This is a genomic window from Micromonospora polyrhachis (assembly GCF_014203835.1).
GTDB classification, from domain to species: Bacteria; Actinomycetota; Actinomycetes; order Mycobacteriales; family Micromonosporaceae; genus Micromonospora_H; species Micromonospora_H polyrhachis.
In genome coordinates this window covers 435,386-460,448 of record NZ_JACHJW010000001.1, presented here as the reverse complement: position 1 = coordinate 460,448, position 25,063 = coordinate 435,386, and the positions used below count along the sequence as shown (strand labels likewise).

Here is a 25,063-nt window from a genome sequence, read left to right as displayed (position 1 = left end):
TGTAGGTGTGATTAATTTCCGGTATCACGTGGTGTCCCTCACTGCGGTTTTCCTCGCCCTGGCCATCGGTTTGATAGTCGGGACCGCTGCCCTCAATGGCCCGGTCGCCGATTCGCTCAATGAGCAGGTCACCGGCTTGCGTAAGAACAACGAACAGTTGCGGGACAACGTCTCCAGTCTGGAGAAGGAACTCAAACTGGAGGAGGACTTCGCTGCCGAGATATCGCACGTCGTACTGCCGAACACGCTGACCGGTCGCCGGATCCTGCTGCTGACCCTGCCCAGCGGACGGGAGCACATCGAGGGCGTCACGGAGATGCTGCGGCGCACCGGGGCCACCATCACCGGCCGGATCGACATTCTGGACAAGTTCTTTGAACCAGACAACAACGACTCGCTGCTCGAGCTTGCCGAGAGTAGCGCTCAGCCGATCCTGCCCACCTCCGCGCTGCCCGGTAACAGCGACGGTGTGGAGACCTCCAGCGCCCTGCTCTCCAGCGCCCTGCTCGACCGTACTGGCCCGCCGGTCGCCGAGGCGGACCGCCGGACACTGCTCACCGCGTACGGCAACGCCGGTTACCTGACCGTCGCCGACAAGGTCAACGGGGTAGCCGAGGCGGTGGTGGTGATCAGCGGGCAGTCGCACACCGACAAGAACGCCGCGAAGAAGGACCAGTCCGTGCTGCAGATGGTTTCCCAGTTCGACAAGGCAGCCGCCGTCGTGGTGGCCGGTCGGGGTGCCGCCGAGGGCAACCTGGTCGCCTCGGTCCGTGGCAACCCCACCTATGCCCAGGCCATCTCGACCGTCGACAACTCCAACACCACCCAGGGACAGTTGGCCGTGGCGCTCGCCACCGTGGAGCAGGTCATCGGCCGCCGGGTCGGACACTACGGCCTGAATACCGGTGCCGCCGCCCTGATTCCACCCAAGGCCCCGGCGTGAGCGGGCGCGGAATCGCCAGCCGCCTACTGGTCGCGGGCCTGGGGGCGGTGACGGCACGGGTGGCGCTGCGCACCGTGACCGCCCACCCGGACGCCGCAACACTGGAACGCACCAACTTCCGGGGCCGTACGGTGACCCTCACCGCCGGCCCGGCGTTGTCCGCCGGTGCCGCCGTGGCCAGTGCCCTCGGCGCGCCGAGCCGTCCCGCCGCAGCAGCCGCGCTGGTCGCCGGCCTCGGCTCCGGCGCAGTGGGGCTCTACGACGACGTGGTCGGGTCCCGGCCGGAGCAGAAAGCCGCCAAGGGCTTCGCCGGTCACCTGGCGGCGCTACGCCAAGGGCGGGTCACCAGCGGTCTGATCAAGATCGCCGGGGTGGGTGCCGCCGGCCTGGGTGCCGCCGCGCTACTCGCGGTCGACCCGGACGTCCGATCCCACCGGCGTCGGCACCGGCAGGGCAACCTCGGCCGGCTGACCGACGTGCTGCTCGGCGCCGGGGTGGTCGCCGGCACCGCCAACCTGGTCAACCTGCTGGACCTGCGCCCCGGCCGGGCCCTCAAGGCAGGGGTACTACTCGGTGCGCCGCTGGCCGGCGGCCGGACGGGCGGGCTCGCCGCCGGGCCGGTCGGCGCCGCGATCGGGCTGCTCTCCGACGACCTCGACGAGCGGGTCATGCTCGGCGACAGCGGGGCCAACGCGCTGGGCGCCCTGCTCGGGGTGGCGCTCGCCGCCCGTACCAGCCCGATCGGTCGGGCCGGCATCCTGGCGGCAGTCGCCGCGCTGACCGCCGCCAGCGAGAAGGTCAGCTTCACCAAGGTGATCCAGAACACCCGGGGACTGCGGGAGCTGGACGAGTGGGGACGGCGAACCTCCTGACGTGAGCACTCCGGCACCCCTCGCCGGCGCCGGGCGCGTCGCCGGTGCCGCCGCACTCATCGCCGTACTCACCGTGGTCAGCCGCTTGGCTGGCTTCGGGCGTACGGCGGTCTTCACCTGGACGGTCGGCGACCGCAGCGACCTGGGCGACATCTACCTGATCGCCAACACGGTGCCCAACATCGTCTTCGAGATCGTGGCCGGTGGGGCGCTGGCCAGCCTGGTCGTACCGTTGCTGGCTGGTGCGGTGGTGGCGGGGGACCGGGCGGCGGTCGCGGCCACCAGCGGGGCGCTGCTCACCTGGACGCTGCTGCTGCTTGTGCCGCTCGCGATCGTGGTTGCCGTCTTCGCCGGCCCGATCCTGTCGGTCATCGCCGACGATCCGACCCCGGCGCAGCTCGCCACCGGTAGCCGGATGTTGCGGGTCTTCGCGCCACAACTTCCCCTGTACGGCGTGGGGATCGTGCTCACCGGGGTACTCCAGGCCCACCGCCGGTTCGCCTGGCCGGTCATCGCACCGCTGCTGTCCAGCCTGACGGTGATCGCCGCCTATCTGACCTTCGTCGTGGTGGAGGGCCGTAACCTGAGGCTGGCCCAGCTCAGCCTCACCGGCGAGTTGATCCTGTCGATCGGCACCACGCTCGGCGTGGTGGTGCTCTCGCTGTGCCTGCTCATCCCGGTGCGGCAGTTGGGACTACGGCTGCGCCCCGGGTATACCTTCACCGCCGACGTCCGGCGGAAGATCGGTGGACTGGCTCTCGCCGGGGCGGCCACCGTCGTGGGCCAGCAGATAGCCCTGCTGGTCACCGTGAAGCTTGCGGACGGCGGTCCGGATGGCTCGGTCGTGATCTACAACGCCGTGCAGACCGTCTACCTGTTGCCCTGGGCGGTACTGGCGGTGCCGCTGGCCGCCGCGGCGTACCCGAATCTGGCCGCAGCGCACACCACCGGCGACGAGGACGCCTTCCGCCGGACCCTGGCCCCGACCGCTCGCGGTGTGCTGCTGTTCAGTTGTCTCGGTGCGGCGGTGCTGATCGCGACCGCCCGGCCGGTGGCCGGGGTATTTCCCGGCATCCAGGGCTCGGCGGCGGCGATCGCCGGCATCGTCGGCTTCGCACCCGGCCTGCTCGGCTACGGGTTGTTCGCGGTGCTGTCCCGGGCCCTGTACGCGCGGGGGGAGACCCGGGCGGCGGCTGGCGCGACGGCGGCCGGCTGGCTGGTCGTACCGGTCATGGCGGTGCTGCTCGCCATTGGTCTCCCGGTCGACGACCGGGTGCTTGCCCTGACCTCGGCCAACTCCGTTGGCATGCTGGTGCTCGGCGCGTTGCTGATCGTCGTGGTGGTCCGTCGAGCCGGGCGGCCGGCGCTGGCCGGGCTGGGCCGGGCCGGTGGCGTCGGATTGCTCGCCGGGACCCTCGGGGCGGTCGCGGGGCTGGTGGTCGCGGAGTGGCTGGGTGATGCTTGGCGTGGCACCCCGGAGGTTGCCGGTTCGCTCCTACAGGGCATGCTGTCCGGTATTGCCGTGGGGGCGGTCTTCCTCGCGGTGGCCTATCCGCTGGACCGACACGACGTACGCCCCATGATCGCGACGTTCGGTCGGCGGATCCGCCGCCTGTCTGGCCGGGGTCGTCCGCGTGACCCGGACGGAGCCCGTCCTGATCGGGACGACGGTCCCGACCAGGGGGTCGGAAAGGAGACGGTGTCGGGGTGAGCGCGAGGAGTGAACGAGCGCAGCGAGTGAGCCCCGCAGTCGCGAACGGAAGGCGAGCAGGGTGAGCGCGAGGAGTGAGCGTTCCGGGGTGGCTCGCGTGGGACGCGGCCGGGCCGGAATGCGAGTTGAGCTTGCGAGCCCCGCATTCGCGAACGGGAGGCGAGCATCTGTGAGCGCGAGGAGTGAGCGTTCCGGGGTGGCTCGCGTGGGACGCGGCCGGGCCGGAATGCGAGTTGAGCTTGCGAGCCCCGCATTCGCGAACGGGAGGCGAGCAGGGTGAGCGCGAGGAGTGAGCTTGTGAGCCCCGCATTCGCGAACGGGAGGCGAGCAGGGTGAGCGCGAGGAGTGAGCGTTCCGGGGCGACCACAGGGTGGACCGGCACAGTGGTTCTGCTCCTGGCCTCCAGTACGGGCGGGGTCGGTCAGCATGTCACCTCGCTGGCCCGGGGGTTGGTCGCCGGTGGTGCGTCGGTGACCGTGTGCGGCCCGGCCGCGACGCAGGAGCAGTTCGACTTCGCCGGTACCGGCGCCCGGTTCGAAGCGGTGCCGATTCCGGCGAATCCGACCCCGGCCGACGGTCGGGCGATCAGCGCCCTGCGGCGGGTACTCGCCGAGCAGGTGGATGTCGTACACGCGCACGGACTGCGGGCCGGTCTGGTGGCCGCGCTGGCCCGTCCGACGGCCCCGCTCGTCGTCACCTGGCACAACGCGGTACTTGCCGCCGGTCTGCGCGGCCGGGTCTCTCGGCTGGCCGAGCGGGTGGTCGCCCGTCGGGCCAGGGTCGCCCTCGGTGCCTCCGCCGACCTGGTCGACCGAGCGGCCGCGCTCGGTGCCACCGATGCTCGGTTGGGACCGGTGGCCGCGCCGACGTTGCCGGAGCCTCGGCGCGGCCGGGCCGCGGTACGGGCGGAGTTCGGCGTCACCCCACACCAGAAGTTGGTCTTGTCAGTCGGGCGGCTGCATCCGCAGAAGCGTTACGATCTGCTGGTGGACGCCGCCGCCCGATGGCGTGACCTGGATCCACCGCCGGTCGTGGTGATCGCTGGCAGCGGTCCCAGCTATCTGCAGTTGGCCGCCCGGATCTCGACCGCCCGCGCGCCGGTCACCCTGCTTGGGCATCGGACAGACGTGGCAGATCTGCTCGCCGGTGCGGACCTGGCGGTGGTGACCAGTGACTGGGAGGCGCGGCAACTGTTCGCCCAGGAGGCGCTGCGTGCCGGCGTACCCCTGGTCGCCACCGCTGTGGGTGGCGTGCCCGACCTGGTGGGCGACGCGGCGGTGTTGGTGCCGCCGGACGACGTGGACGCGGTCGACCGGGCGGTGCGGGAGTTGTTGGCTGACGACGAGCGGCGGACGGACCTGGTGCGGCGTGGTGCGGCACAGGCCGCTGCCTGGCCGACCGAGGACGACACGGTCGCTGCGGTGGCCGCCGTCTACGCCGAGCTTGTGCCGTCCGGGCCGGCTGCCAACCGAGAGACCGGACCGCCAGCGGGGCGAGGCTGATGCAACGAAGGTCGATCTCCGTCGGATCGGGCCGGGCGATTTCTGCCCTGCTGGTCACCCTAGTAATGATATTCGGGATGGTGGTGTCGGCCGCCGGTCCTGCTGCCGCCGCGACTCAGGGCACTGCCGACCACGTCGTGCTGGTCGGTGTGGCCGGGCTGCGCTGGGAGGACGTCAACCAGCAGGACACACCCACGTTGTGGCGGTTGGCTGAGCAGGGGTCGATTGGGTCGCTCTCGGTCCGCTCGGCTCGTCAGCCCACCTGTCCGGTGGACGGGTGGTTGACGCTCGGTGCCGGCAACTACGCGGCATGGGACGACGAGCCGGTCGCTGGGCAGTGTCCTGAACTGGATGTCGCCGTCGAACAGCCGGACGGGACGGGTGCCCAGTTGCCGGCCCAGCGGTCGACCGTACAACTCAACAAGGAGAAGCTGTCCTGGGGTGCGGTGCCCGGGGCGCTGGCCGAATCGGTCCGGTGCGCGGTTGCGGTCGGACCCGGTGCGGCGGTGGCCGCCGCACGTCCGTTCGGGCGGGTGGACCGCTACGAGCCGACAATGCCGGAAGATCCGGCTGGGCTCCTCTCGTCCTGCGCGTTGAGCATCGTGGATCTCGGCATGGTGGCGGGGGAGGAGCCGGCGGTGCGGGCGCAGGCAGCCCGGGTCGCCGACGCCGGACTGGCGCGGCTGCTGGCCGCCCGGCCCGAGCGTTCCCTGGTGATCGTCGCCGGGGTGTCCGACACTGACCCGGTGTCCCGGCTGCACGTGGCCGTGGCTGACGGTCCCGGCTGGGAACGCGGTTGGCTCACCTCGGCCAGCACCGGGCGGGAGGGTTACGTCCAGCTCATCGACCTGGCCCCCACGGCGCTGACCGCGCTTGGTCGGCCGATGCCCGAGCGGCTCTTCATCGGCCAGCCGGCGACGTCGGTCGAGGGGCGACCGACGAGCCTGCCGGCGGCTGTCACGGCACCCGCCGACGCGGACCGGGAGGTGCACGCGCAGCGGGGGGTGACGACCTGGTTCTTCGGGTTGCTGGCCGGGTTCCAGGTGTTGCTGGCGCTCGCCGTGTTGCCCCTGTTGCGCCGCGCTCGCCGGCATGCCGGTCCGGGCGGCCCGGTGCCGGTGTCGCCACGGGTGGTGGCGGTCGTCGAGGCACTGCTCGTGGCCGCAGCCCTGGCGGTTCCCGCCGCGCTGCTCGCCGACCTGGTGCCCTGGTGGCGGGGGGACCAGGCTGGTCTCTACTTCGCCCTGGTCACCGTCTTGCTACTCGGTGCGGCCACCGTCGGTGTCCGGTTCCATCGGGGGTACGCGAACACGCTCGGCCCGCTGGGGTTGGTGGCCGGGCTGGCGGCGCTCTCCGTGGGGGCCGATGTGGCGACCGGAGCCCAACTGCAACTCAACGGAGTCACGGGTTACTCGGCGTTGGCGGGTGGGCGGTACACCGGTGTCGGGGTGGTGGGTCTGGGGGTGTTCGTGGCGGGCACGCTGCTGTCGGCGGGTTGGCTGGCGCAGCGGGTACGACGTAGCTGGCGCCCGGCGGTGATGGCGCTGGTCGGGGCGGTGGGTGTTCTGCTCGTCGGCAGCCCCTACCTGGGTGGCGACCCGGTGGGCGCGGTGGCGTTGACCGCCGGTGTGTGTGTCGCCTCGGCGATGAGTACCGGCGGGTGGCTGACCTTCGGCCGGGTCGCCTGGGCGACCATCGCGGGGCTGGCGGTGACGGCTGGGTTCGCCGTGTTGGACATGACTCGTCCGGAGCCGGAGCGGGGCAGCCTGGGCCGTTTTCTTGCTGCTCTCCGCGAGGGTACGGGTGGGCTGACCATGCACCGGTCCGGGGCGTCCAGTTTCGAGGCTCTGGTCGGTAGCCCGTTGACCATCATCGCGCTGGCCGGGATGGCCCTGGTGTGGTTCGCCCTGTTGCAACCGTGGGGCGGCTTGAAGCGGCTGTTCGGGATCTATCCGGCGATTCGAGCCGGTATGGCCGGGATTGTCGTCGCCGCCCTGATCGGTGGGGTGCTCGGCGGTTCCGCATTGAACTTCGCCGGAGCGGCGGCGACGGTGGCGATTCCGATGGCGGCGCTGGCCGCGTTGCGCGTGTTGGACCACGCCGCCGACCGCACCCAGCCGGCCGCCGTGCCGGATGTCCCGGTTTCGTCGATAACGGCCGACAGTACCGGTTCGGACGGCACCAAGTTGGCTGGCGCGGGTTCGGGCGCTGCCGGTTCGGGGAAGGTGCCAACCGCGCGGTCCGCGCTGACCAGTGGCGGATCCGGCTGCGGTGGTGACGGTCCTGGTCGATCCGGTGCGGTCACCGGCTCGGAGGACACGGTCGAGGCCGGGACATCGGTCGAGACCACCGTCACCTGACGGTAGCTGCTACAGCGGGGTGATTTCGGGTTCGCCCGCCCGCCGGACGTCGGGTGCGGCCCCTGCCCCGGTCGCGGGAGGTGTTACCGTGGAGTCCCGTGGATCGCGTGATCATTTTCTTGATCGGCACGCCGGTCTGCACGACCGCAATGGACGACCACGGGAGCAGGCGTTGGCCCCTTCAGCACGGACGACCAGGCATATTTTCGTCACCGGAGGCGTCGCCTCCTCGCTGGGAAAGGGCCTGACCGCCTCCAGCCTTGGAAACTTGCTTACCGCGCGCGGCCTGCGGGTCGTGATGCAGAAGCTCGACCCGTACCTCAATGTCGACCCGGGCACGATGAACCCGTTCCAGCACGGTGAGGTCTTCGTCACCGAGGACGGCGCGGAGACCGACCTGGACGTCGGCCACTACGAGCGGTTCCTCGACCGGGCACTGTCCGGTAAGGCGAACGTCACCACCGGCCAGATCTACTCGGAGGTCATCGCCAAGGAACGTCGGGGGGAGTACCTCGGCGACACCGTCCAGGTGATCCCCCACATCACCAACGAGATCAAGGCCCGGATCCGCTCGATGGCCGACCCCGGCGAGGACGGCCGCATCCCGGATGTGGTGATCACCGAGGTCGGCGGCACGGTCGGTGACATCGAGTCGCTGCCCTTCCTGGAGGCGATCCGCCAGGTCCGCCACGACATCGGCCGGGACAACTGTTTCTACCTGCACGTGTCCCTGGTGCCCTACCTGGCACCCTCGGGTGAGCTGAAGACCAAGCCGACCCAGCACTCGGTGGCCGCGCTGCGCAACATCGGTATCCAGCCCGACGCGATAGTCTGCCGGTCCGACCGGGAGATCCCGGACCAACTCAAGCACAAGCTGTCGCTCTACTGCGACGTTGACCGGGAAGCGGTCATCGCCGCCCCGGACGCGCCGAGCATCTACGACATCCCCAAGGTGCTGCACCGCGAAGGGCTGGACGCCTACGTCGTACGTCGATTGGGGTTGTCCTTCCGGGACGTCGACTGGACCCGCTGGGACGACCTGCTGGAGCGGGTGCACCACCCGATCCACACGGTTCAGGTCGCGGTCGTCGGCAAGTACGTCGACCTGCCCGACGCGTACCTGTCGGTGAGCGAGGCGATCCGGGCGGCCGGCTTCGGCCATCGGGCCCGGGTGCAGCTGCGCTGGGTGCCCAGCGACGACTGCGTCACAGCCTCCGGCGCGGCCGCCGCGCTGGCCGGCGTCGACGGGGTGCTCATCCCTGGCGGCTTCGGCGTACGGGGCATCGAGGGCAAGATCGGGGCGGCCCGGTACGCCCGAGAGAACGGCGTGCCGATTCTCGGCCTCTGCCTCGGCCTCCAGTGCATGACCATCGAGGTGGCCCGGAGCCTGGCTGGCCTGGACGGCGCCAACTCGCTGGAGTTCGACGACCAGGCTGGGCACCCGGTGATCGCCACCATGGCCGACCAGGAGGACATCGTAGCCGGACGGGGTGACCTGGGCGGGACGATGCGGCTGGGTGCCTACCCGGCGCGGCTGACCGAGGGGTCGATCGTGGCCGAGGCGTACGGGGACACCGAGGTCAGCGAACGCCACCGGCACCGGTACGAGGTGAACAACGCCTACCGGGACGCGTTGAGCAAGGCGGGGCTGCGGTTCTCCGGCACCTCCCCGGACGGCCGGTTGGTGGAGTTCATCGAGTTGGACCGGGAACTGCACCCGTTCTTCGTGGCCACCCAGGCCCACCCCGAGCTGAAGAGCCGGCCCACCCGGCCGCACCCGCTGTTCGCCGCCTTCGTCAAGGCGGTCGTCGCCTACTCGGCCGCGGACAAGCTGCCGGTCGAGCTGACCGCACCGGCCGGAACGGAGCAGCCGGAGAGGGGTCCCAGCGAGGGCGAGGCGAACCCGGTCGGGCCGGCTGAGGCGTCCGGACGGGCGGCCCGTAACGGTAGCTCCCGTTCGACCAAGGCGCGGTCGTCGTGACCGGAGGGCCGGGGGAGCACGTCTACCAGGTGCGTTCCCGCCAGGAGCGCTTCGCCGGGGCGGTTTTCTCGGTGGTCAGCGACGAGGTCACCATGCCCGGCGGTGGGGTGGCCACGCGGGACTACGCGCGCCATGTCGGCGCGGTCGGCGTGGTGGCCCTCGACGACGAGGGACGGGTGGTGCTGATCCGGCAGTACCGCCATCCGGTGGGCCGGGCGATCTGGGAGTTGCCCGCTGGCCTGGTCGACGTCGCGGCTGAGCCGTTGCCCGCGGTGGCGTTGCGGGAGTTGGCCGAGGAGGTGGACCTCACCGCCGGCCGGATCGACCTGCTGGTGGACCTGCACACCTCGCCCGGCTGGTCGAACGAGGTGATCCGGATTTTCCTGGCCCGGGACCTGGCCGAGGTGCCGGCCGAAAAGCGCCACGTTCGCCGCGACGAGGAGGCGGACCTGGAAGTGGTCCGGGTCGGCCTCGACCAGGCGGTGGCGATGGCGCTGGCCGGAGAGGTCACCAACGCGGCCTGTGTGGCGGGGGTCCTCGCCGCCGCGCGGGTCCGCGACGAGGGTTTTGCGACCCTGCGGGCGGCCGACGCGCCGTTGTTGAGACCGACCCCGCCGCCGCCCGGCCAGCCGGGTAGGTGAAACGGGAAAGGGGCCCGGCGCCGTGGCGCTGGGCCCCTTTCGGTTATCGGGTGACAACTAGTCGCGCAGCGGCCGACCCTGACCGTCGACCCCGCCCTTTACCAGGATCAGGACCCCGTCGATGAATCCCCAGATGCCGCCGATGCCGCAGGTGAGGACGGAGACGACGAGCTGGAGGACGCCGATCTTGGTGTCTCCGATGTAGAACCGGCCGACACCGAAGCTGCCGAGGAAGATGCCGAGAAGTCCGGCGACTAGCTTGCTCTTGTCCGAGACGCCCGCAGCGCCCGGGTAGTGAGGAGTGGTCATGAGGGGCCACCTTAGTGACTTCGCCCCGTCCTGTCTGGTAACGGGTCCGGATGGCGGGACGATTGTGTGACAACACTGTACTTCTGGACTATGTGTCATCGGGCTCCTGGTCGATCTCTGGCCACCTGACACATCGTCAGGCCTGACCGTCACCGGCTGTCACTATGGCGGCTGTCCGACCCGGACAGCGGCCCTAGACTGCGGCCCTGGGGCTGGAAGACCACGACGGCGACGGGGCCGGTCGGGTCGAACTGCCGGAGAGAGGTGGCTGCATCGTGAAGGTCGGAATCCCACGCGAGGTCAAGAACCACGAGTACCGCGTGGCGATCACGCCAGCGGGCGTCAACGAGTTCACCCGCAGCGGCCACCAGGTCCTCGTCGAGTCCGGTGCCGGTGCCGGCTCGAGCATCACCGACGACGAGTTCACCGCGGCCGGCGCGACCATCCTCGCCACCGCCGACGAGGTGTGGGACGCGGCTGAACTGGTGCTCAAGGTCAAAGAGCCGATCGCCGAGGAGTACCACCGGATGCGGCCGGGCCAGGTGCTCTTCACCTACCTGCACCTGGCGGCCTCCAAGGAGTGCACCGATGCGCTGATCGACCGGAAGGTCACCGGCATCGCGTACGAGACGGTGGAGACCGCCGACCGGACACTGCCGCTGCTCGCCCCCATGTCCGAGGTCGCCGGGCGGCTCGCCGCGCAGGTCGGGGCGTACCACCTGATGCGCCAGGGCGGGGGTCGAGGCGTACTGATGGGTGGCGTACCCGGCGTCTACGGTGCCAAGACCGTGGTCATCGGCGCGGGCGTCTCCGGCATGAACGCGGCGGCGATCGCGCTCGGCCTGCAGGCCGAGGTGCTGCTGCTCGACAAGAACGTCGCCCGGCTACGGCAGGCCGACGCCATCTACCGGGGCCACCTCAAGACCGTGGCGTCCAACGCGTACGAGATCGAGCGGGCCGTGCTCGACGCGGACCTGATCATCGGCGCGGTGCTGGTGCCCGGGGCCAAGGCCCCGACGCTGATCTCCAACGAGCTGGTCTCCCGGATGAAGCCGGGCAGCGTGCTGGTCGACATCTCCATCGACCAGGGGGGCTGCTTCGAGGACTCCCGCCCGACCACCCACGCCGATCCGGTCTACCCGGTGCACAACTCGCTGTTCTACTGTGTCGCCAACATGCCCGGTGCGGTGCCGCACACCAGTACGTACGCGCTGACCAACGTCACCCTGCCGTACGCCCTGGAACTGGCCAACCACGGCTGGCGGGAGGCGCTCCGCCGGGACCGCGCGCTCGCGCTGGGGCTGAACACCCACGACGGGCAGGTAACCTACGGTCCGGTGGCCGAGGCGCACGGCATGGCGAGCGTCGCGCTGGAGGACATCCTCCGCTGAGCGGAGGGGAACGGTCGCGAGAAGGAGCAATGGCTGCGGACAGGACGACGGTCGCGGTCGAGCGAGCATTGGACGGAGCCGGTGCAGGTGCCGGACTGCCTGAGCCGTCGCCTGTCCTGCTCCGGGCGGTGCGCGGTTACCTCGACCACCTCACCGTCGAGCGTGGCCTGTCCGCGAACACGCTCTCGTCGTACCGCCGAGATCTGGGCCGCTACCTGGCCGACCTGGCCGCCGCCGGTATCGACGGCCTTACCGCGGTGATGCCCGCCGACGTCGCGGGGCACGTCGCCCGCCTGCGCACCGGCGACGGCGCGCACCCACCACTGTCGGCGGCGTCGGCCGCCCGGGCGGCCAGCGCCATCCGGGGCCTGCACCGGTTCGCCATGCGCGAAGGGCTGGTCGCCCACGACGCAAGCCGGGACGTACGCCCACCCACGCCACCGCGCCGGCTGCCCCGCGCGCTGGACGTCACCGAGGTGGCGCGACTGCTGGAGACGGTGGCACCGCCGATCGAGGCGACCGGCCCGGACAACCTCTTGCCGTTGCGCGACCGGGCCCTGCTGGAGTTCCTGTACGGCACCGGGGCCCGGATCTCCGAGGCCGTCGGCGCGGTCGTCGACGACCTGGACCTGACCGAGGGCACCGCGGTGCTGCACGGCAAGGGTGGCCGTACCCGGGCGGTTCCGATCGGCGGGTACGCCGTCGACGCGTTGCGGGCGTACCTGGTGCGAGCCCGGCCGACCCTTGTCGCCGCCGGTCGAGGCACCCCCGTGGTGTTTCTCAACGCCCGGGGTGGCCCGCTGTCCCGGCAGAGCGCCTGGACCGTGCTGCGCCGGACCGCCGCCCGCGCCGGTCTGCCGGTCGACGGGCCCCGCGCGGTCTCCCCACACACCCTGCGCCACTCGTACGCCACGCACCTACTCGACGGCGGTGCCGACGTACGGGTGGTGCAGGAACTGCTCGGTCACGCCTCGGTGACCACCACCCAGGTGTACACGCTGGTTACGGTGGAACGGCTGCGGGAGGTGTACGCGACGGCCCACCCTCGGGCACTGGGCCGGGCCGGGTAATCTACCGTGGTCGTCTGCCGTGTCGACACGCCGAGGTGGTGTCGGCTCCCTGGGCGGAGGGTGGCGTAGAGTCGGCGGTGGCGCGGGCCTCGTGGAGCGGCAACCAAGGTTCGCAGCGGCGCCGCACAGGACGCCAATCGGCTCCGACGTCGAGCCAGTCGTCGGGAGGGGGCGCACAAGGACATGGCTGGTAACGGTGACCGTGCCGAGGCGTGGACCTCGACGCTCCGCGAGCAGCAGTCCGCTCTGAACCTCGGCGCTGAGTTGGGTCCGGCGGATCCGGCCGCCTACACGGCGCGTAAACCCATTCCCGATCCGATGCCCACCGACCGGCATGGTCCGGCTCGCATCATCGCGATGGCCAATCAGAAGGGTGGCGTGGGTAAGACCACCACCACCATCAACCTCGGGGCGGCGCTGGCCGAGTACGGCCGCCGGGTGCTGCTGGTCGACTTCGACCCGCAGGGCGCGCTCTCGGTTGGTCTGGGGGTCAACCCGCACAATCTGGACCTGTCCGTCTACAACCTGCTCATGCAGGACGACATCAGCGCCGAGGACGTTCTGATCAAGACCGATGTGGCCGGTCTGCACCTGCTGCCCGCCAACATCGACCTGTCGGCCGCCGAGATCCAGCTGGTCAACGAGGTCGCCCGGGAGATGGCCCTGGCGCGGGTGCTGCGCAGCATCCGTAAGGAATACGACTACATCCTCATCGACTGCCAGCCCTCGCTGGGGCTGCTCGCCATCAACGCCCTCACCGTGGCCCACGGGGTGCTCATCCCGCTGGAGTGCGAGTTCTTCAGCCTGCGGGGGGTGGCCCTGTTGTTGGACACCATCGACAAGGTGCGGGAACGACTCAACTTCGACCTCGAACTCGAAGGCATCCTCGCCACCATGTACGACAGTCGGACCACCCACTGTCGGCAGGTGCTGCAACGGGTGGTGGAGGCGTTCGGTGACAAGGTCTACCAGACGGTGATCACCAAGACCGTCAAGTTCCCCGAGTCCACGGTCGCCGGTGCGCCGATCACCACGCTCGACCCCGCGTCGTCGGGCGCGCGTAACTACCGGCAGTTGGCCCGTGAGGTGATCGCCGCGCAGGCCGACCGGTAGCCCGCGTGCACCCTGCCCCCGAGCCCGTCGACTACGGTCAGCGGGTGACCGCCCCGCCCCCCGATCCGGCACCGTCGGACACCGCCGATGCCGCCGAGGTCGTACCCGACCCCGCTGCGGTGGCGGGTGACTCCGCGGCGGTGGCGACGACCGTAGCCGAGGGCACCGACCCGGCGGGCGGCTTCACCGTCCGACTGGCCAACTTCACCGGCCCGTTCGACCTGCTGCTGCAACTCATCGGCAAGCACAAGCTCGACGTCACCGAGGTCGCCCTGCACCAGGTCACCGACGAGTTCATCGCCTACATCCGGGCGATGGGCGACGACTGGGACCTCGACGAGGCGAGTGAGTTCCTCGTCGTCGCCGCGACCCTGCTCGACCTCAAGGCCGCCCGGCTGCTCCCCGCCGCACAGGTCGAGGACGAGGAGGACCTCGCGCTCCTGGAAGCCCGGGACCTGCTCTTCGCCCGACTGTTGCAGTACAAGGCGTTCAAGGAGGCCGCCGCCCACATCGCCGTCCTGGAGGCCGTCGGTTCCCGTCGCTACCCGCGGGCGGTCACCCTGGAGCCCCGATACGCCGAGGCGCTGCCGGACCTGGTGCTGGGCATCGGCCCGGAGCGGCTGGCCGCGCTGGCGGTGAAGGCGATGACCCCCAAGACGCCCCCGACGGTCTCCATCGACCACGTGCACCAGGTACGGGTCAGTGTCCGGGAGCACGCCGCCATTCTGCGGGACCGGCTGCGGCGGATCGGGACGGCCACCTTCCGGGCCCTCTGTGTCGACTGCGAGTCGACGCTCGAGGTGGTGGCCCGGTTCCTGGCCCTGCTGGAGCTCTACCGGGAGGGGCTTGTCGGCTTCGCCCAGGTGCAGGCGCTGGGGGAGTTGACCGTACGGTGGACCGGGCCGGCCGACGGTGGTGCCGAACTCGACATCGACGAGTACGCCGGCTCGCCTCCGCCACCCGAAACCGGCCCTTCCGTCACGGCCTCGACCCCCGCCACGGCCTCGACCTCCGCCACGACCTCGACCTCCGCCACGACCCCGACCCCCGCGACGACGAAGGAGCAGCCGAGGTGACCAGCGACGAGCGGGCAGACTCCCTCGCCGAACAGGCGGCTGCCTGGGTACCACCCTGGGCCCGGCAGCGACGTACCGACCCGGTGCCTTCCGGATCCCCGCCTCCGGCTGTTGGGGAACCGACGGCGACGACTGCTCCGGACGAGGTCGACATGGCGGGTCCGGAGCTGCTGGAGCCGCTGGAGTCAGCGGGAACGAGTCCTGGGCCGGACGTCGAAGAGGCTCCCGAGGTGGCCGCTGAGCCTGCGGGTACTGCTGAACCTGGGGAGAGCATCGCAAGGTTGGAGGAGGCTGCCAAACCTGACCTCGCCCCCGATTCTGATCTCACCCCCGACTCTGATCTCGCCCCTGAACCTGATCTCACCCCTGAGCCGGTCGAGGCTGCCGCCGGATCGGCTGGAAACGCTACCGCACCTGACGTTACCCCCGAGCCAGTCGAGGCCGAGTCCAGCCAGGTCAGCCCGCCCGTCAGCGCCCCGAAGCCCGGGCCAGCCAAACTGAGCGGCACCACCCTGGCCCTCGCCGACGAGGAAGAGCTACGCGGGGCCCTGGAGGCGATCCTGCTGGTGGTCGACGAGCCAGTCACCGAGATCGTCCTCGCCCAGGTGCTGGAGCAGCCCACCGACCGGATCACCCGCCTGCTGCACCGGATCGCCGAGGGATACACGACCACCGGCCACGGCTTCGAACTGCGCCGGGCGGCCGGCGGGTGGCGGCTCTACACCCGCCCGGAATACGCCGGCTACGTGGAACGCTTCATCCTGGACGGGCAGTCGGTACGGCTCACCCAGGCCGCCCTGGAGACGCTGGCCGTGGTCGCGTACAAACAGCCGGTGACCCGGTCGCGGATCTCGGCCATCCGGGGTGTCAACTGCGACGGGGTCATCCGTACCCTGGTCTCGCGCGGCCTGATCGAGGAGTGCGGCACCGAGCCGGACAGCGGTGCCTTCCTCTACCGGACGACGACCCTGTTCCTGGAGAAACTCGGGCTGGACACGGTCAACGAACTGCCGTCGCTGGCTCCGTTCCTGCCCGACGATGTGGAAGAGATGGTAGATGCCCCGCGATAACAGCCGCGTCCCCCGGGTGGCACCCGGTCCGTCCGACGATGTCGGCGCCGAACGCCTGCAGAAGGTGCTCGCCGCAGCCGGCGTAGGTTCCCGACGCGCCTGCGAAGACCTGATCTTCCGGCGTCGGGTCACCGTCGACGGGCGGGTCGCGCAACTCGGCGACAAGGTCGACCCCGCCTCGGCGGTCATCTTCGTCGACGGTGAACGGGTGGTTGCCGACACCCGCCTGGTCTACCTGGCGATGAACAAACCCCGTGGGGTGGTCTCCACCATGGCCGACGAGAAGGGACGGGCCGCCCTGGCCGACTTTCTCGGCCGGGTGGAGGAGCGCGTCTACCACGTGGGCCGGCTCGACGCCGACAGTGAGGGCCTGCTGCTGCTCACCAACGACGGCACCCTCGCCCACCGGCTGATGCACCCGTCGTACGGCGTACCCAAGACCTATCTGTGTGAGGTGGCGGGACCGCTGCCCCGTAACGTCGGCCGACGCTTGCTGGCAGGCGTGGAGTTGGAGGACGGGCCGGCGAAGGTCGACTCTTTCCGGGTGGTAGACACGCTGGGGCGTACCGCCCAGGTGGAGCTGACGCTGCACGAAGGACGCAAACACATCGTCCGTCGACTGCTCGACGAGGTGGGCCACCCCGTCTCCCGGTTGGTGCGTACGTCGATCGGCCCGATCCGGCTCGGTGACCTGCGGGCCGGGCGTACCCGTCGGCTGACCAACGCGGAGATTGCCGCCCTCTTCAAGGCCGTCGACGACTGACCATCCGGCCCAACCGGCATTCCGGCACACCCGGCGACTGTGCCCGAGGGGAGTGCCGGCCCGGGCCCAGCTGTGCGATGTGCCCGGGTGTCCGCCCGGGCCTGGCTGGGCGATGGTGCGCATTGGGAGTACCCGCGTGTACGGATCGCCCCGCCGATGGCGGGCGCGGAGTGGTCCAGCCGACCGGGCAGAATAGACGCGGGAAGTGGCCGGAGTCTGCCCAGACCCAGGCACCCTTGCGCGTGGGTGACCTTGATACCTGCGGTATGCGCTATCCAGCATGAAGGAGGAACGGTGGCGGAAAAGGTGCGGACCGGACGATGCGTGGTGGCCGTGGACGGCCCGTCCGGTTCGGGAAAGTCCACCGTCTCCCGTCGGCTGGCCAGCCAGATCGACGCCCGCTACCTCGACACCGGTGCCATGTACCGGGCGATCACCTGGGCGGTGCTGCGCTCCGGCGTCGACCCGCAGGACCAGGGGGCGGTCGCGAAGGTAGCCGGTGAGATCGAGCTGCAGATCGGCGTCGACCCGCAGACTCCGCACATCAGCGCTGACGGTGTCGCCGTCGACCGGGAGATCCGGGGGCCGGAGGTGACGGCCGCCGTGTCCGCGGTCTCCGCCGTCCCAGCGGTACGGGAACTACTCGTCACGCGGCAACGTGAGATCATCGCCGAGGCCGGACGAATCGTGGTCGAGGGTCGGGACATCGGTTCCGTGGTGGCACCCGATGCCGACCTGAAGGTCTACCTGACCGCTTCGGCCGACGCGCGGGCGCAACGACGCAGCACCGAGTACGCCGTCGACCTGCTGGTCACTGCCGCCGACCTGGCCCGCCGCGACAAGTTCGACTCCACCCGGGCGGCCGACCCGCTGACGCAGGCGGCGGATGCGGTCGTACTCGACACCACCGAGCTGGGTATCGACGAGGTCGTCACCCAGCTGCGTACCCTGCTCGACGGCCGGGTGGGGACATGACCAGTCGGCGTGGGTGGATTGATCGGTTCGGCGTGGTGAAGCCTCATGGCGCCGGTGAGCGAAACGAGGCAGCAACATGAGCGTGGAAGACGGCTGGATCGAACTGGACGAGCCGGACCTGGAAGCTGAACAGAGCGGCCCGGTGCCGGTGGTCGCCGTCGTCGGCCGGCCCAACGTCGGCAAGTCGACCCTGGTGAACCGGATCATCGGCCGGCGGCAGGCCGTCGTCGAGGACATTCCCGGCGTGACCCGGGATCGGGTGCCATACGACGCCCAGTGGTCCGGCCGACGGTTCACCGTGGTGGACACCGGCGGGTGGGAACCGGACGCGCGGGACCGGGCGGCGGCGATCGCCAACCAGGCCGAGACCGCGGTCGTCACCGCCGACGTCGTGCTCTTCGTGGTCGACGCCACCGTTGGTGCCACCGACGTCGACGAAGCCGCGGTACGGATGCTGCGGCGTAGCGCCAAGCCGGTGCTGCTGATCGCGAACAAGGCCGACAATGCTGCCGTCGAGATCGAGGCCACCTCGCTGTGGTCGCTCGGCCTGGGGGAGCCGTTCCCGATCTCCGCCCTGCACGGCAGGGGCTCCGGCGACCTGCTCGACGCGATCCTGGCGGCGCTGCCGGAACCACCACCGGTCACCGAGGGCGGCCCGCGCGGACCCCGTCGGGTGGCGCTGGTGGGCCGCCCGAACGTCGGCAAGTCCAGCCTGCTCAATCGGCTGGCCCGCGAGGACCGGGCGGTGGTCGACTCGGTCGCCGGTACCACGGTCGACCCAGTCGACAGCCTGGTGGAGATCGGTGGCGAGACCTGGCAGCTCGTCGACACCGCAGGCCTGCGCAAACGGGTGGGCAAGGCCAGCGGTACGGAGTACTACGCGAGCCTGCGTACCGCCGGCGCGATCGAGGCGGCCGAGGTGGCGGTCGTACTGCTCGACGCCAGCGAACCGATCAGCGAGCAGGACCAGCGGATCCTGACGATGGTCACCGAAGCCGGCCGGGCCATGGTCATCGCCTTCAACAAGTGGGACTTGGTGGACGCCGACCGGCGCTACTACCTCGACAAGGAGATCGAGCGGGAGCTACGCCGGATCCCGTGGGCGATCCGGGTCAACGTTTCGGCCAGAACCGGCCGGGCCGTCGACAAGCTCGCCCCGGCGTTACGTACCGCGTTGGCGAGCTGGGAGACCCGGGTGCCGACCGGGCACCTCAACCAGTGGCTCACCGCCCTGGTGCAGGAAACCCCACACCCGGTACGGGGCGGTCGCGCCCCTCGGATCCTCTTCGCCACCCAGGCCGGCACCTGCCCACCCCGGTTCGTGCTCTTCACCACCGGCCCGCTCGACGCCGGCTACCAGCGGTTCGTCGAACGCAAACTGCGTGAGGAGTTCGGCTTCGCCGGCAGCCCAGTCGAGGTGTCCGTACGGCCCCGCAAGAAGCTCGGTCCGGGCAACCGGGGCAAGGCGCACGGCTAACCCCTTTCGGCGTACAAAAAGCAGGGCGGCGATCTCCTCGCTGCCCTGCTTTCTCTTTGCCTGCCACCTATCCTCCTAGGACGCTGTAGGGGGCGTGATGGGAGTTGCAGATGTGGCTTGCCGGGGGAGGCCTGTGTGCGCGGCATGATCGGTCTGCGCTACGCTATAGCGGCTGTCGCAGGGTAAGGCGCTGCGAGCAGCGGGACGTGGCGCAGCTTGGTAGCGCACTTGACTGGGGGTCAAGGGGTCGTGGGTTCGAATCCCGCCGTCCCGACAGAGAAAAAGCCCTGACCAGCGGAAATGCTGGTCAGGGCTTTAATCTTCCTCTATAGAGTTTTGAACCTCCCCCCGAAAACCCCCCGTTTACCGGGTGCGGCAACCAGGTTTGTCTTCGGTGTGCGTCGTTGTTCGTTGTGAGTGGGTATTGCCTGTTCGGGCTGGTGCCGAGTCGTTCCAGGATGCTGGAGACGTCGGGGGCTTGGACGGGTTTGGCGATGTAGTAGGTGTCGGTGACCTCTTCGCTGGAGTGTCCAAGTTGGGCAGCGGCGCTCTTGGTGTCGGCCTCGTTCTTGATGAGGGTGGCCACGGTTTTGCGGAAGGTGTGGGGGGTGACCCAGGCGAGGTTGGTGTCGGCGCGGGCCTGGCGCCACTGACGGCGGACGCTGGCCTGGTTCATCGCACGCCGACCCCGCGGCCTGGTCGCCGCCGCGATTCAGTACGGACATGTCAGCGTCAAGATGACGCTCGGCTACTTCGGCAGTTACGCCTCCGGCTTCCCCGACGACCTGGCCTTCGAAGAATGGCTTGCCCGGCTGGAATCCATGGCCGACGCCCACCACCGGCTCACCGAAGGAGAGCACGTGTCCGGGCCCGCCGCCGACACCTACCGCACCCGTGTATCAGCGGCCACCCGCTTCGCCGGCCGGACGCTCCGCACCAACCGCGAAGCCGCCACCCTGCTGGCCAACCCCGACCTGCAGATCTTCACCGGCAAGGGCATGACCTGCGTGCTCGACCCCGCCCGCGCCGCCTGCCGCGTCGCCGCCGACGAACGCGGCACCCGCCACACCCCCGACATCGACGACTGCCGCCCGAACTGCGCCAACATCGCCCGCACCGACCGCGACATCCACATCCTGCGCCGACAGGCCGCGCACCTACGAGCCGTGGTCAACGACCCCGCAGCCCCACCAGTGCGTCACGCCCGAGAACGACACGAACTCGCCCGCCTCGAACACATCATCACCCGACACCACACAGGACGAACCCGATGACCACCGACCGGCAAGCCGAACGCGACGCCATCCAAGCCGCCACCCGCCGACTCCTGGCCGGCACCCCCACCCGCTCCACCGGAGCGCTGACCGTCCTGCAGTTGGCCGCCGAAGCCGGCGTCAAACGGTGGGTACTAACCCACAAACATCCCGACCTGCGTCAAGCCTTCGAGCAACAGCGGCGGGCCGTCAACGGCATCCCACCAGCGTTCCAACACCTACACGGCAAGCTCGCAGATCTCGAAGCCGCCAACAAGCGCCTCCGGGAGAACAACACCGAACTGACCGAACGAATCGACACCTACGCCCAGGTCATCCGCGCTCTGAGCATCGAAATCGACACCCTGCGAGCACAGACGGCGTTGCCGGACAACGTCCGGGCCTTGCACCCACGACCCGGCATCCCACCGACTTGAACCGCTTGGGGGAACGACGAAAACACCCCTTTCTCTGGATCGCCTCCCGGACCGAGTATCGAGACATACCTCTTGCCCCTGCGGAGAAGAAGGGTCGCCGAACCATGAACGATGCCCGATCAGACGCCGCATCCACGCCACGAAAGCGCCGAGCGATGGACATCGTAGAACGGGAAACGGCACTACGCACCCGGCAAACCGACCTGCAACGGCGTGCGCCCCAAGGCACTCGACAGTCACCTGAGCTGCGCGAGGTCCGCCGCGAGTTGAAGGAACTCGCCGCCGAGCGGGCAACTCTACTGGCCCAAGTGCGGCAGGAAGAAACCACGCTACGAGCCGAACAAAGTCAACTGGACCGCAACCGAAGCAGCTTCGCCGCACCACGGGGCAAACGAAAGCCGGCGAAAGTGACCCCTGCGGAGAAGCGGGTCCGCGGCAAACTGGCCACGCTCGCGAGCGAACGAGCCTGGCTCGACGGCACCGTCCAACACGACCGAGAACAAGCCGCGATCGACAACGCGATCTGGAACAGCACCCATGACCCGGAGACATTCGGCTCCGACGACTGGTAAGCCCTCGCTGCGACCGCAACTGTCGGTGTACGCCCTGAAGTGGCTCTGGCAAGATCTTGTAGCCGGAGATCGCCGGAGCGTCCTGCGCCGGGAACGGGCTCAGGCTTCCTTATTGTCGACCCAGCGGCAGAACGGGTCCGTCGTCTCCTCGTCGCCCATCTCGGCGGGCTCCGCCACGATCTCCAGCCCGGTCGCCGGGGCGGTGACGCCGAAGGTACGGTGCAGCCAGTCCCGGTAGGGCGCATTGACGATTTCGTGATCGGCGTCCCACGGCTCGGGCGGCGCGCCGAACTCCTCGTTCCAGCAGATCTCCCGGTAACCGATCGCCAGCAGCCGCAGAAAGTCGACCGCATCGTCGGCGAGCACACACGTCATGATCGAACCGCTGCCCGAACCGAGATGAACGATCCTGACCCGCCCCTCACCGTCGCGCCACAGCGCGGCCATCGAACCCTCGCCACCGGTCTGTGCGAACGGCCACAACCGTGCGGCCGTATCCCTGACCGACTCGTCGAACCAGGACCGTGCGTACGACAGAGTCTGCTTGGCGGTGTAGCCACGCAACTCGATCGAGGTGCCCACCCAGCCGCTGTCGCTCAACGAGCCGTACAGATCCCCGTCGTGCCCTTTCACCACGAAACCCTGCTCGTCGACCCAGGCGAAGAGCAGGCGCAGCGGCTCCGGCAGGTCGAATCCGTCCGGCACCCGGGCCAGCGTCGTCTTGAGGAAGTTACCCACGCCCGGCAGCGTACGAGATCACCTCGCCCTCCCACAGCCCCAGCCGCACCGCCCGGTCGCCGACGTGCAGGGTGCCGCCGACCCGCTGGCCAGCCTCGTCGCGCTCCGGGTCCCAACCGCTCAGCACTCCCGCGATCACGGAGGCGAACGGCTCCTCGCCGGAGGCATCCCGCCCGGCCCAGCGACCACCGTCGAAGTCGTAGGCCGACCGCCAGCTCTCGTCACCCGGAGCCGTCGGCACGATCGTCAGGGACCAGTCACTGCGCCCGTCGAACAGCAGCCCACGGCCGTCGTCAACGACGAGGTGGACCGGCCCGGTGGTGAGATCGACCGGGTCACCGGGCCAGTGCCAGGCCAGCCGCGTGACCGTGGCCAGCCGACAACCGATCAGCATGTCCATCGAAATGGTTCCGTCAGTCCCGTACGTAGTAGTGACCGTTGGTGTCGTCGAACCGGCCCTTGGCGCAGCAGCACCGGCGAAACCGCCGTCCTGAGCCGCACGGGCAGGGATCGTTGCTTCCGCATCATAGAGATGTCGCTGTTCACACAGCTCTACGAGCCCGCCGCCAGCCAATCCGCCCTCGACGGGTGTGGCATGGACGATCACCACAGCAGATTTGGCATACCCAACTCTGCGCTGAAACCTGTACGCCAACAGCAGCCCACGACCCACGACAACCGAACAAGGCAACACCGAACCAAGAAGGCCCCGGCGCTCGCCGGGCCTTCTTCATGTCCAACTTCGACCAGAGGAACCACTACTTGCTTCAGCCAACTGCGAATCCCTCGGCACACCAACTACAACAGTCACGAACACCCGAGAGAAGTGGGCGTGCAGAGTTCGACGCTCCTTCTGCTGGCTGTCGAGGCAGGAGGGGCTATCTCGCTAACGGCACCTCTCTGTGTCAAGGTGTTGGCAGCAGAGAGGTCTCCGTGTCGTGGACCATGGTCCGGTAGACGACGTCCGCGAGGCGGCGTTTCAGGCAGCGCATGGCTTCTTTGTGGGTCTTTCCTGCGGCTCGTTTGCGCTGGTAGTAGTCCCGGCCCGGGGTCGCTTGACGCTAGCAGCCCGATCGCCGACCGGACTTTCCCAACCCCTGGCAGCTCGCCGGTGGCGGAATCAAACGATCATCGAGGCCGGGGTGGTTTTGGTGCGATGCCGCCGCAAAAGAAAAGCCAGGATGATAGAGGGCCTGACCGGTAAAATTTCGCCCCAACGTTACTGCAAATGGTTTCACGCGAGGCCCGTCGTGTGGCCGTGACAACAATGCCCGCTCCCGTCAGCGAGCCGAGCCAATGTAGACCCGTCCAGCACGGATGGTTATCCACGCCCGCCGTGGGATACCGATCCGGATCCGCCACCGGATCCCGTCGATGAGCTGTCGTTTCTCCCATTTCGGCGGACGACCTGTCGTCGGTGTGGCAGGCAGTAGAGGGACCAGAACAGCCCCTGCCTGTCGGTCAGGTCATGCCGCCTCGTCACCGCTACGCTTGGCACGAGGTCTCGGGCGAGTGGGGCTGGTCCACCTAAGTCATTGCATCGTCCGTCGTAGATTTTGATGTGGACAGCCCGACGGTGATGTGCCCGGAGATCCTTGCCTTCGTCCTCTAAAGTGGAACTTGTATCGATATCGTCGACGGTGTAGCCCAATCGCCAAGGACTTGAGCGAGGTACCGGTGGGTGAAGGGTGTGAGGCGGTAGATTGGGATCCGGTCGGCTCGGCCGGGGCACACTCCCAACTGGCCGGTGTGGTCGCTGGCCTCGTCTTCGCTGGCATAGTCATGCTAATCGACAGGCAGAGGTCGAGAGCCTCTTCGGCCAAGGCGTTGACCATGTTCATCGCCGGCCTGGTCACGTTCGCGCTGGACAGCTTTTTCTTCGGCGTCATCGCCGGTGAACGGACCTGCCCCCGAGTCTGGACGCAGACCACGGTGGCGGCCGGGCTGCTCGGGGTCGGCTCGCTCACCCTGTTCACCGGCTTAGCGTGGCTGATCGCCGGGCGCAGCGAGTTCGAATCCCCGCTCCGGTTCATCCGGGTGACCGCGTACGGTCTGTCCCTGGTAATAGTCGGGCAGTTGACGGTGACCGCCCACGACTATCTGAGGGATGTCCGGCCTGAGGGCACGTACCCATGGCTCGACTGGCTGATTCGAGCATGGTCGGCACTGGTTGCGCTGGTCATCGTCGGGCACGCGTGTGCTCCCCGACTCCGTTACGGGGCGCATCGGGCGGTGACCCACGCGGCCTACCTTGGGATTGCCTACGCCTTCAGCTGTGCCGTCATCTTCGGATTGTTGACCGCTGCCGACCGGAGCTACTGGACGGACGGCGTCTCGCCGGATGTATTCATCGCCGCCGCTCTCCTCTCGGTCATGCTGCCTGGCTTGGTGGTCGTCGTCCAGCTGATGGCCTTTCCGTCGGTGACGGTGGCGGTACAGTCGCCGGTTGCTCCGGCGCTGCCCGCTTCCCGTAAGCCGTCGCCGCTGCGTGGCAAGCCGCTGGCCGTGGAAGCCTCGGTCGGCTCCGAGTCGCCGTCTGCGGTTGCCGACCCTCCGACAACATCAGATGATCCGCCTAGGACGACCTCGACGAGTTCCATCGCCGCGGCGACGCCGGGGACCGGGACGCTGCCTACGAGTTGATCGTGCTGTTGGGCCACCAGGGCGACCTCAACGGAGTGGTTGCCGTCCTGCTCCGCCTTCAGCGCCCAGAAGCGGCACCCGGACCTGCCGAACGACGGGTTCCGGGTCGGGTCGGAGACCTACAACCCGGAGCTGGACGGCTACACACGTCTGCGCCGGCCTTCGA

At 69.4% G+C, this 25,063-nt stretch carries 23 protein-coding genes, 1 tRNA gene and 2 pseudogenes; 20 read left to right on the top strand and 6 right to left on the bottom strand.

Going from position 1 to position 25,063, the window contains the following annotated elements:
- The first annotated feature begins 7 nt into the window (after positions 1–7).
- From FHR38_RS01740 to FHR38_RS32725, 7 genes are all read left to right on the top strand, one after another.
- Positions 8–943 (top strand): copper transporter, encoded by a 936-nt coding sequence (locus FHR38_RS01740; protein ID WP_184532178.1) that lies wholly within the window; start codon positions 8–10, stop codon positions 941–943.
- A complete protein-coding gene (locus FHR38_RS01735; RefSeq protein WP_312881720.1) occupies positions 940–1,815 on the top strand; it encodes a hypothetical protein in 876 nt (291 codons plus the stop codon). The genes FHR38_RS01740 and FHR38_RS01735 overlap by 4 nt, the downstream gene beginning before the upstream one ends.
- 1 nt (position 1,816) lies before the next feature.
- Entirely contained in the window at positions 1,817–3,526 is a 1,710-nt protein-coding gene (gene murJ / locus FHR38_RS01730; RefSeq protein ID WP_184532176.1) for a murein biosynthesis integral membrane protein MurJ, read from the top strand.
- A 332-nt stretch (positions 3,527–3,858) separates the two neighbouring features.
- The gene (locus FHR38_RS01725; protein WP_184532174.1) at positions 3,859–5,028 is read left to right on the top strand and encodes a glycosyltransferase family 4 protein; all 1,170 of its coding nucleotides are present in this window, start codon (positions 3,859–3,861) and stop codon (positions 5,026–5,028) included.
- A complete protein-coding gene (locus tag FHR38_RS01720; RefSeq protein ID WP_246446246.1) occupies positions 5,028–7,388 on the top strand; it encodes a hypothetical protein in 2,361 nt (786 codons plus the stop codon). Before FHR38_RS01725 ends, FHR38_RS01720 begins: the two co-directional genes overlap by 1 nt.
- Before the next feature lie 172 nt (positions 7,389–7,560).
- Complete coding sequence (gene pyrG / locus FHR38_RS01715; RefSeq protein WP_184539104.1) at positions 7,561–9,369, top strand: CTP synthase; 1,809 nt, start codon at positions 7,561–7,563, stop codon at positions 9,367–9,369.
- Complete coding sequence (locus FHR38_RS32725) at positions 9,366–10,010, top strand: NUDIX domain-containing protein (RefSeq protein ID WP_312881717.1); 645 nt, start codon at positions 9,366–9,368, stop codon at positions 10,008–10,010. Before pyrG ends, FHR38_RS32725 begins: the two co-directional genes overlap by 4 nt.
- A gap of 57 nt (positions 10,011–10,067) precedes the next feature.
- Here FHR38_RS32725 and FHR38_RS01705 read toward each other — a convergent pair whose 3' ends face one another.
- Complete coding sequence (locus FHR38_RS01705; protein ID WP_184532170.1) at positions 10,068–10,319, bottom strand: TM2 domain-containing protein; 252 nt, start codon at positions 10,317–10,319, stop codon at positions 10,068–10,070.
- A 275-nt stretch (positions 10,320–10,594) separates the two neighbouring features.
- On the opposite strand from FHR38_RS01705, the gene ald reads away from it, so the two are divergent.
- The 9 genes from ald to FHR38_RS01660 all read left to right on the top strand — a co-directional run bounded on the left by ald (position 10,595) and on the right by FHR38_RS01660 (position 19,528).
- A complete protein-coding gene (ald, locus tag FHR38_RS01700) occupies positions 10,595–11,710 on the top strand; it encodes an alanine dehydrogenase (protein WP_184532169.1) in 1,116 nt (371 codons plus the stop codon).
- A 29-nt stretch (positions 11,711–11,739) separates the two neighbouring features.
- Positions 11,740–12,780 carry a site-specific tyrosine recombinase XerD gene (locus FHR38_RS01695; RefSeq protein ID WP_184532168.1) on the top strand — a complete coding sequence of 347 codons (1,041 nt, stop codon included), beginning with the start codon at positions 11,740–11,742 and terminating at the stop codon, positions 12,778–12,780.
- Between the two features lie 183 nt (positions 12,781–12,963).
- Positions 12,964–13,893: a ParA family protein gene (locus tag FHR38_RS01690; RefSeq protein WP_184532167.1), complete on the top strand. Its 930-nt coding sequence runs from the start codon at positions 12,964–12,966 to the stop codon at positions 13,891–13,893.
- A 44-nt stretch (positions 13,894–13,937) separates the two neighbouring features.
- Positions 13,938–14,969: a segregation and condensation protein A gene (locus FHR38_RS01685; RefSeq protein WP_184532166.1), complete on the top strand. Its 1,032-nt coding sequence runs from the start codon at positions 13,938–13,940 to the stop codon at positions 14,967–14,969.
- Positions 14,966–16,039, top strand: coding sequence for an SMC-Scp complex subunit ScpB (gene scpB / locus FHR38_RS01680; protein ID WP_184532165.1), 1,074 nt, complete (start codon positions 14,966–14,968; stop codon positions 16,037–16,039). The genes FHR38_RS01685 and scpB overlap by 4 nt, the downstream gene beginning before the upstream one ends.
- Positions 16,026–16,802 (top strand): pseudouridine synthase, encoded by a 777-nt coding sequence (locus FHR38_RS01675; RefSeq protein ID WP_184532163.1) that lies wholly within the window; start codon positions 16,026–16,028, stop codon positions 16,800–16,802. Before scpB ends, FHR38_RS01675 begins: the two co-directional genes overlap by 14 nt.
- Before the next feature lie 294 nt (positions 16,803–17,096).
- Entirely contained in the window at positions 17,097–17,777 is a 681-nt protein-coding gene (cmk, locus tag FHR38_RS01670) for a (d)CMP kinase (RefSeq protein ID WP_184532161.1), read from the top strand.
- 76 nt (positions 17,778–17,853) lie between these two features.
- Complete coding sequence (der, locus tag FHR38_RS01665; RefSeq protein ID WP_184532159.1) at positions 17,854–19,254, top strand: ribosome biogenesis GTPase Der; 1,401 nt, start codon at positions 17,854–17,856, stop codon at positions 19,252–19,254.
- A 200-nt stretch (positions 19,255–19,454) separates the two neighbouring features.
- A tRNA-Pro gene (locus FHR38_RS01660) sits at positions 19,455–19,528 on the top strand.
- A gap of 33 nt (positions 19,529–19,561) precedes the next feature.
- Here the strand turns inward: FHR38_RS01660 and FHR38_RS01655 are convergent.
- Complete coding sequence (locus FHR38_RS01655; RefSeq protein WP_184532157.1) at positions 19,562–19,930, bottom strand: tyrosine-type recombinase/integrase; 369 nt, start codon at positions 19,928–19,930, stop codon at positions 19,562–19,564.
- Between the two features lie 61 nt (positions 19,931–19,991).
- Here FHR38_RS01655 and FHR38_RS01650 point away from each other — a divergent pair, with 61 nt between their 5' ends.
- The 3 genes from FHR38_RS01650 to FHR38_RS01640 all read left to right on the top strand — a co-directional run bounded on the left by FHR38_RS01650 (position 19,992) and on the right by FHR38_RS01640 (position 21,516).
- Positions 19,992–20,528 carry a hypothetical protein gene (locus FHR38_RS01650; RefSeq protein WP_221448880.1) on the top strand — a complete coding sequence of 179 codons (537 nt, stop codon included), beginning with the start codon at positions 19,992–19,994 and terminating at the stop codon, positions 20,526–20,528.
- Positions 20,525–20,944 carry a hypothetical protein gene (locus FHR38_RS01645; protein WP_184532155.1) on the top strand — a complete coding sequence of 140 codons (420 nt, stop codon included), beginning with the start codon at positions 20,525–20,527 and terminating at the stop codon, positions 20,942–20,944. The genes FHR38_RS01650 and FHR38_RS01645 overlap by 4 nt, the downstream gene beginning before the upstream one ends.
- 104 nt (positions 20,945–21,048) lie before the next feature.
- Entirely contained in the window at positions 21,049–21,516 is a 468-nt protein-coding gene (locus FHR38_RS01640) for a hypothetical protein (RefSeq protein WP_184532153.1), read from the top strand.
- A 99-nt stretch (positions 21,517–21,615) separates the two neighbouring features.
- On the opposite strand, the gene FHR38_RS01635 is transcribed toward FHR38_RS01640, so the two are convergent.
- From FHR38_RS01635 to FHR38_RS31825, 4 genes and pseudogenes are all read right to left on the bottom strand, one after another.
- Positions 21,616–22,254 carry a hypothetical protein gene (locus tag FHR38_RS01635; protein ID WP_184532151.1) on the bottom strand — a complete coding sequence of 213 codons (639 nt, stop codon included), beginning with the start codon at positions 22,252–22,254 and terminating at the stop codon, positions 21,616–21,618.
- Entirely contained in the window at positions 22,247–22,654 is a 408-nt protein-coding gene (locus tag FHR38_RS01630; RefSeq protein ID WP_184532149.1) for a hypothetical protein, read from the bottom strand. The genes FHR38_RS01635 and FHR38_RS01630 overlap by 8 nt, the downstream gene beginning before the upstream one ends.
- Positions 22,655–22,667: 13 nt before the next feature.
- Positions 22,668–22,769, bottom strand: a pseudogene (locus tag FHR38_RS33460) (SEC-C metal-binding domain-containing protein); the annotation flags it as partial.
- 816 nt (positions 22,770–23,585) lie between these two features.
- Positions 23,586–23,752 (bottom strand): annotated as a pseudogene (locus FHR38_RS31825) (transposase); the annotation flags it as partial.
- Positions 23,753–24,087: 335 nt separating this feature from the next.
- Here FHR38_RS31825 and FHR38_RS01620 point away from each other — a divergent pair.
- Positions 24,088–24,897 (top strand): RAD23 family protein, encoded by an 810-nt coding sequence (locus FHR38_RS01620; RefSeq protein WP_184532147.1) that lies wholly within the window; start codon positions 24,088–24,090, stop codon positions 24,895–24,897.
- The last annotated feature ends 166 nt before the right edge of the window (positions 24,898–25,063 follow it).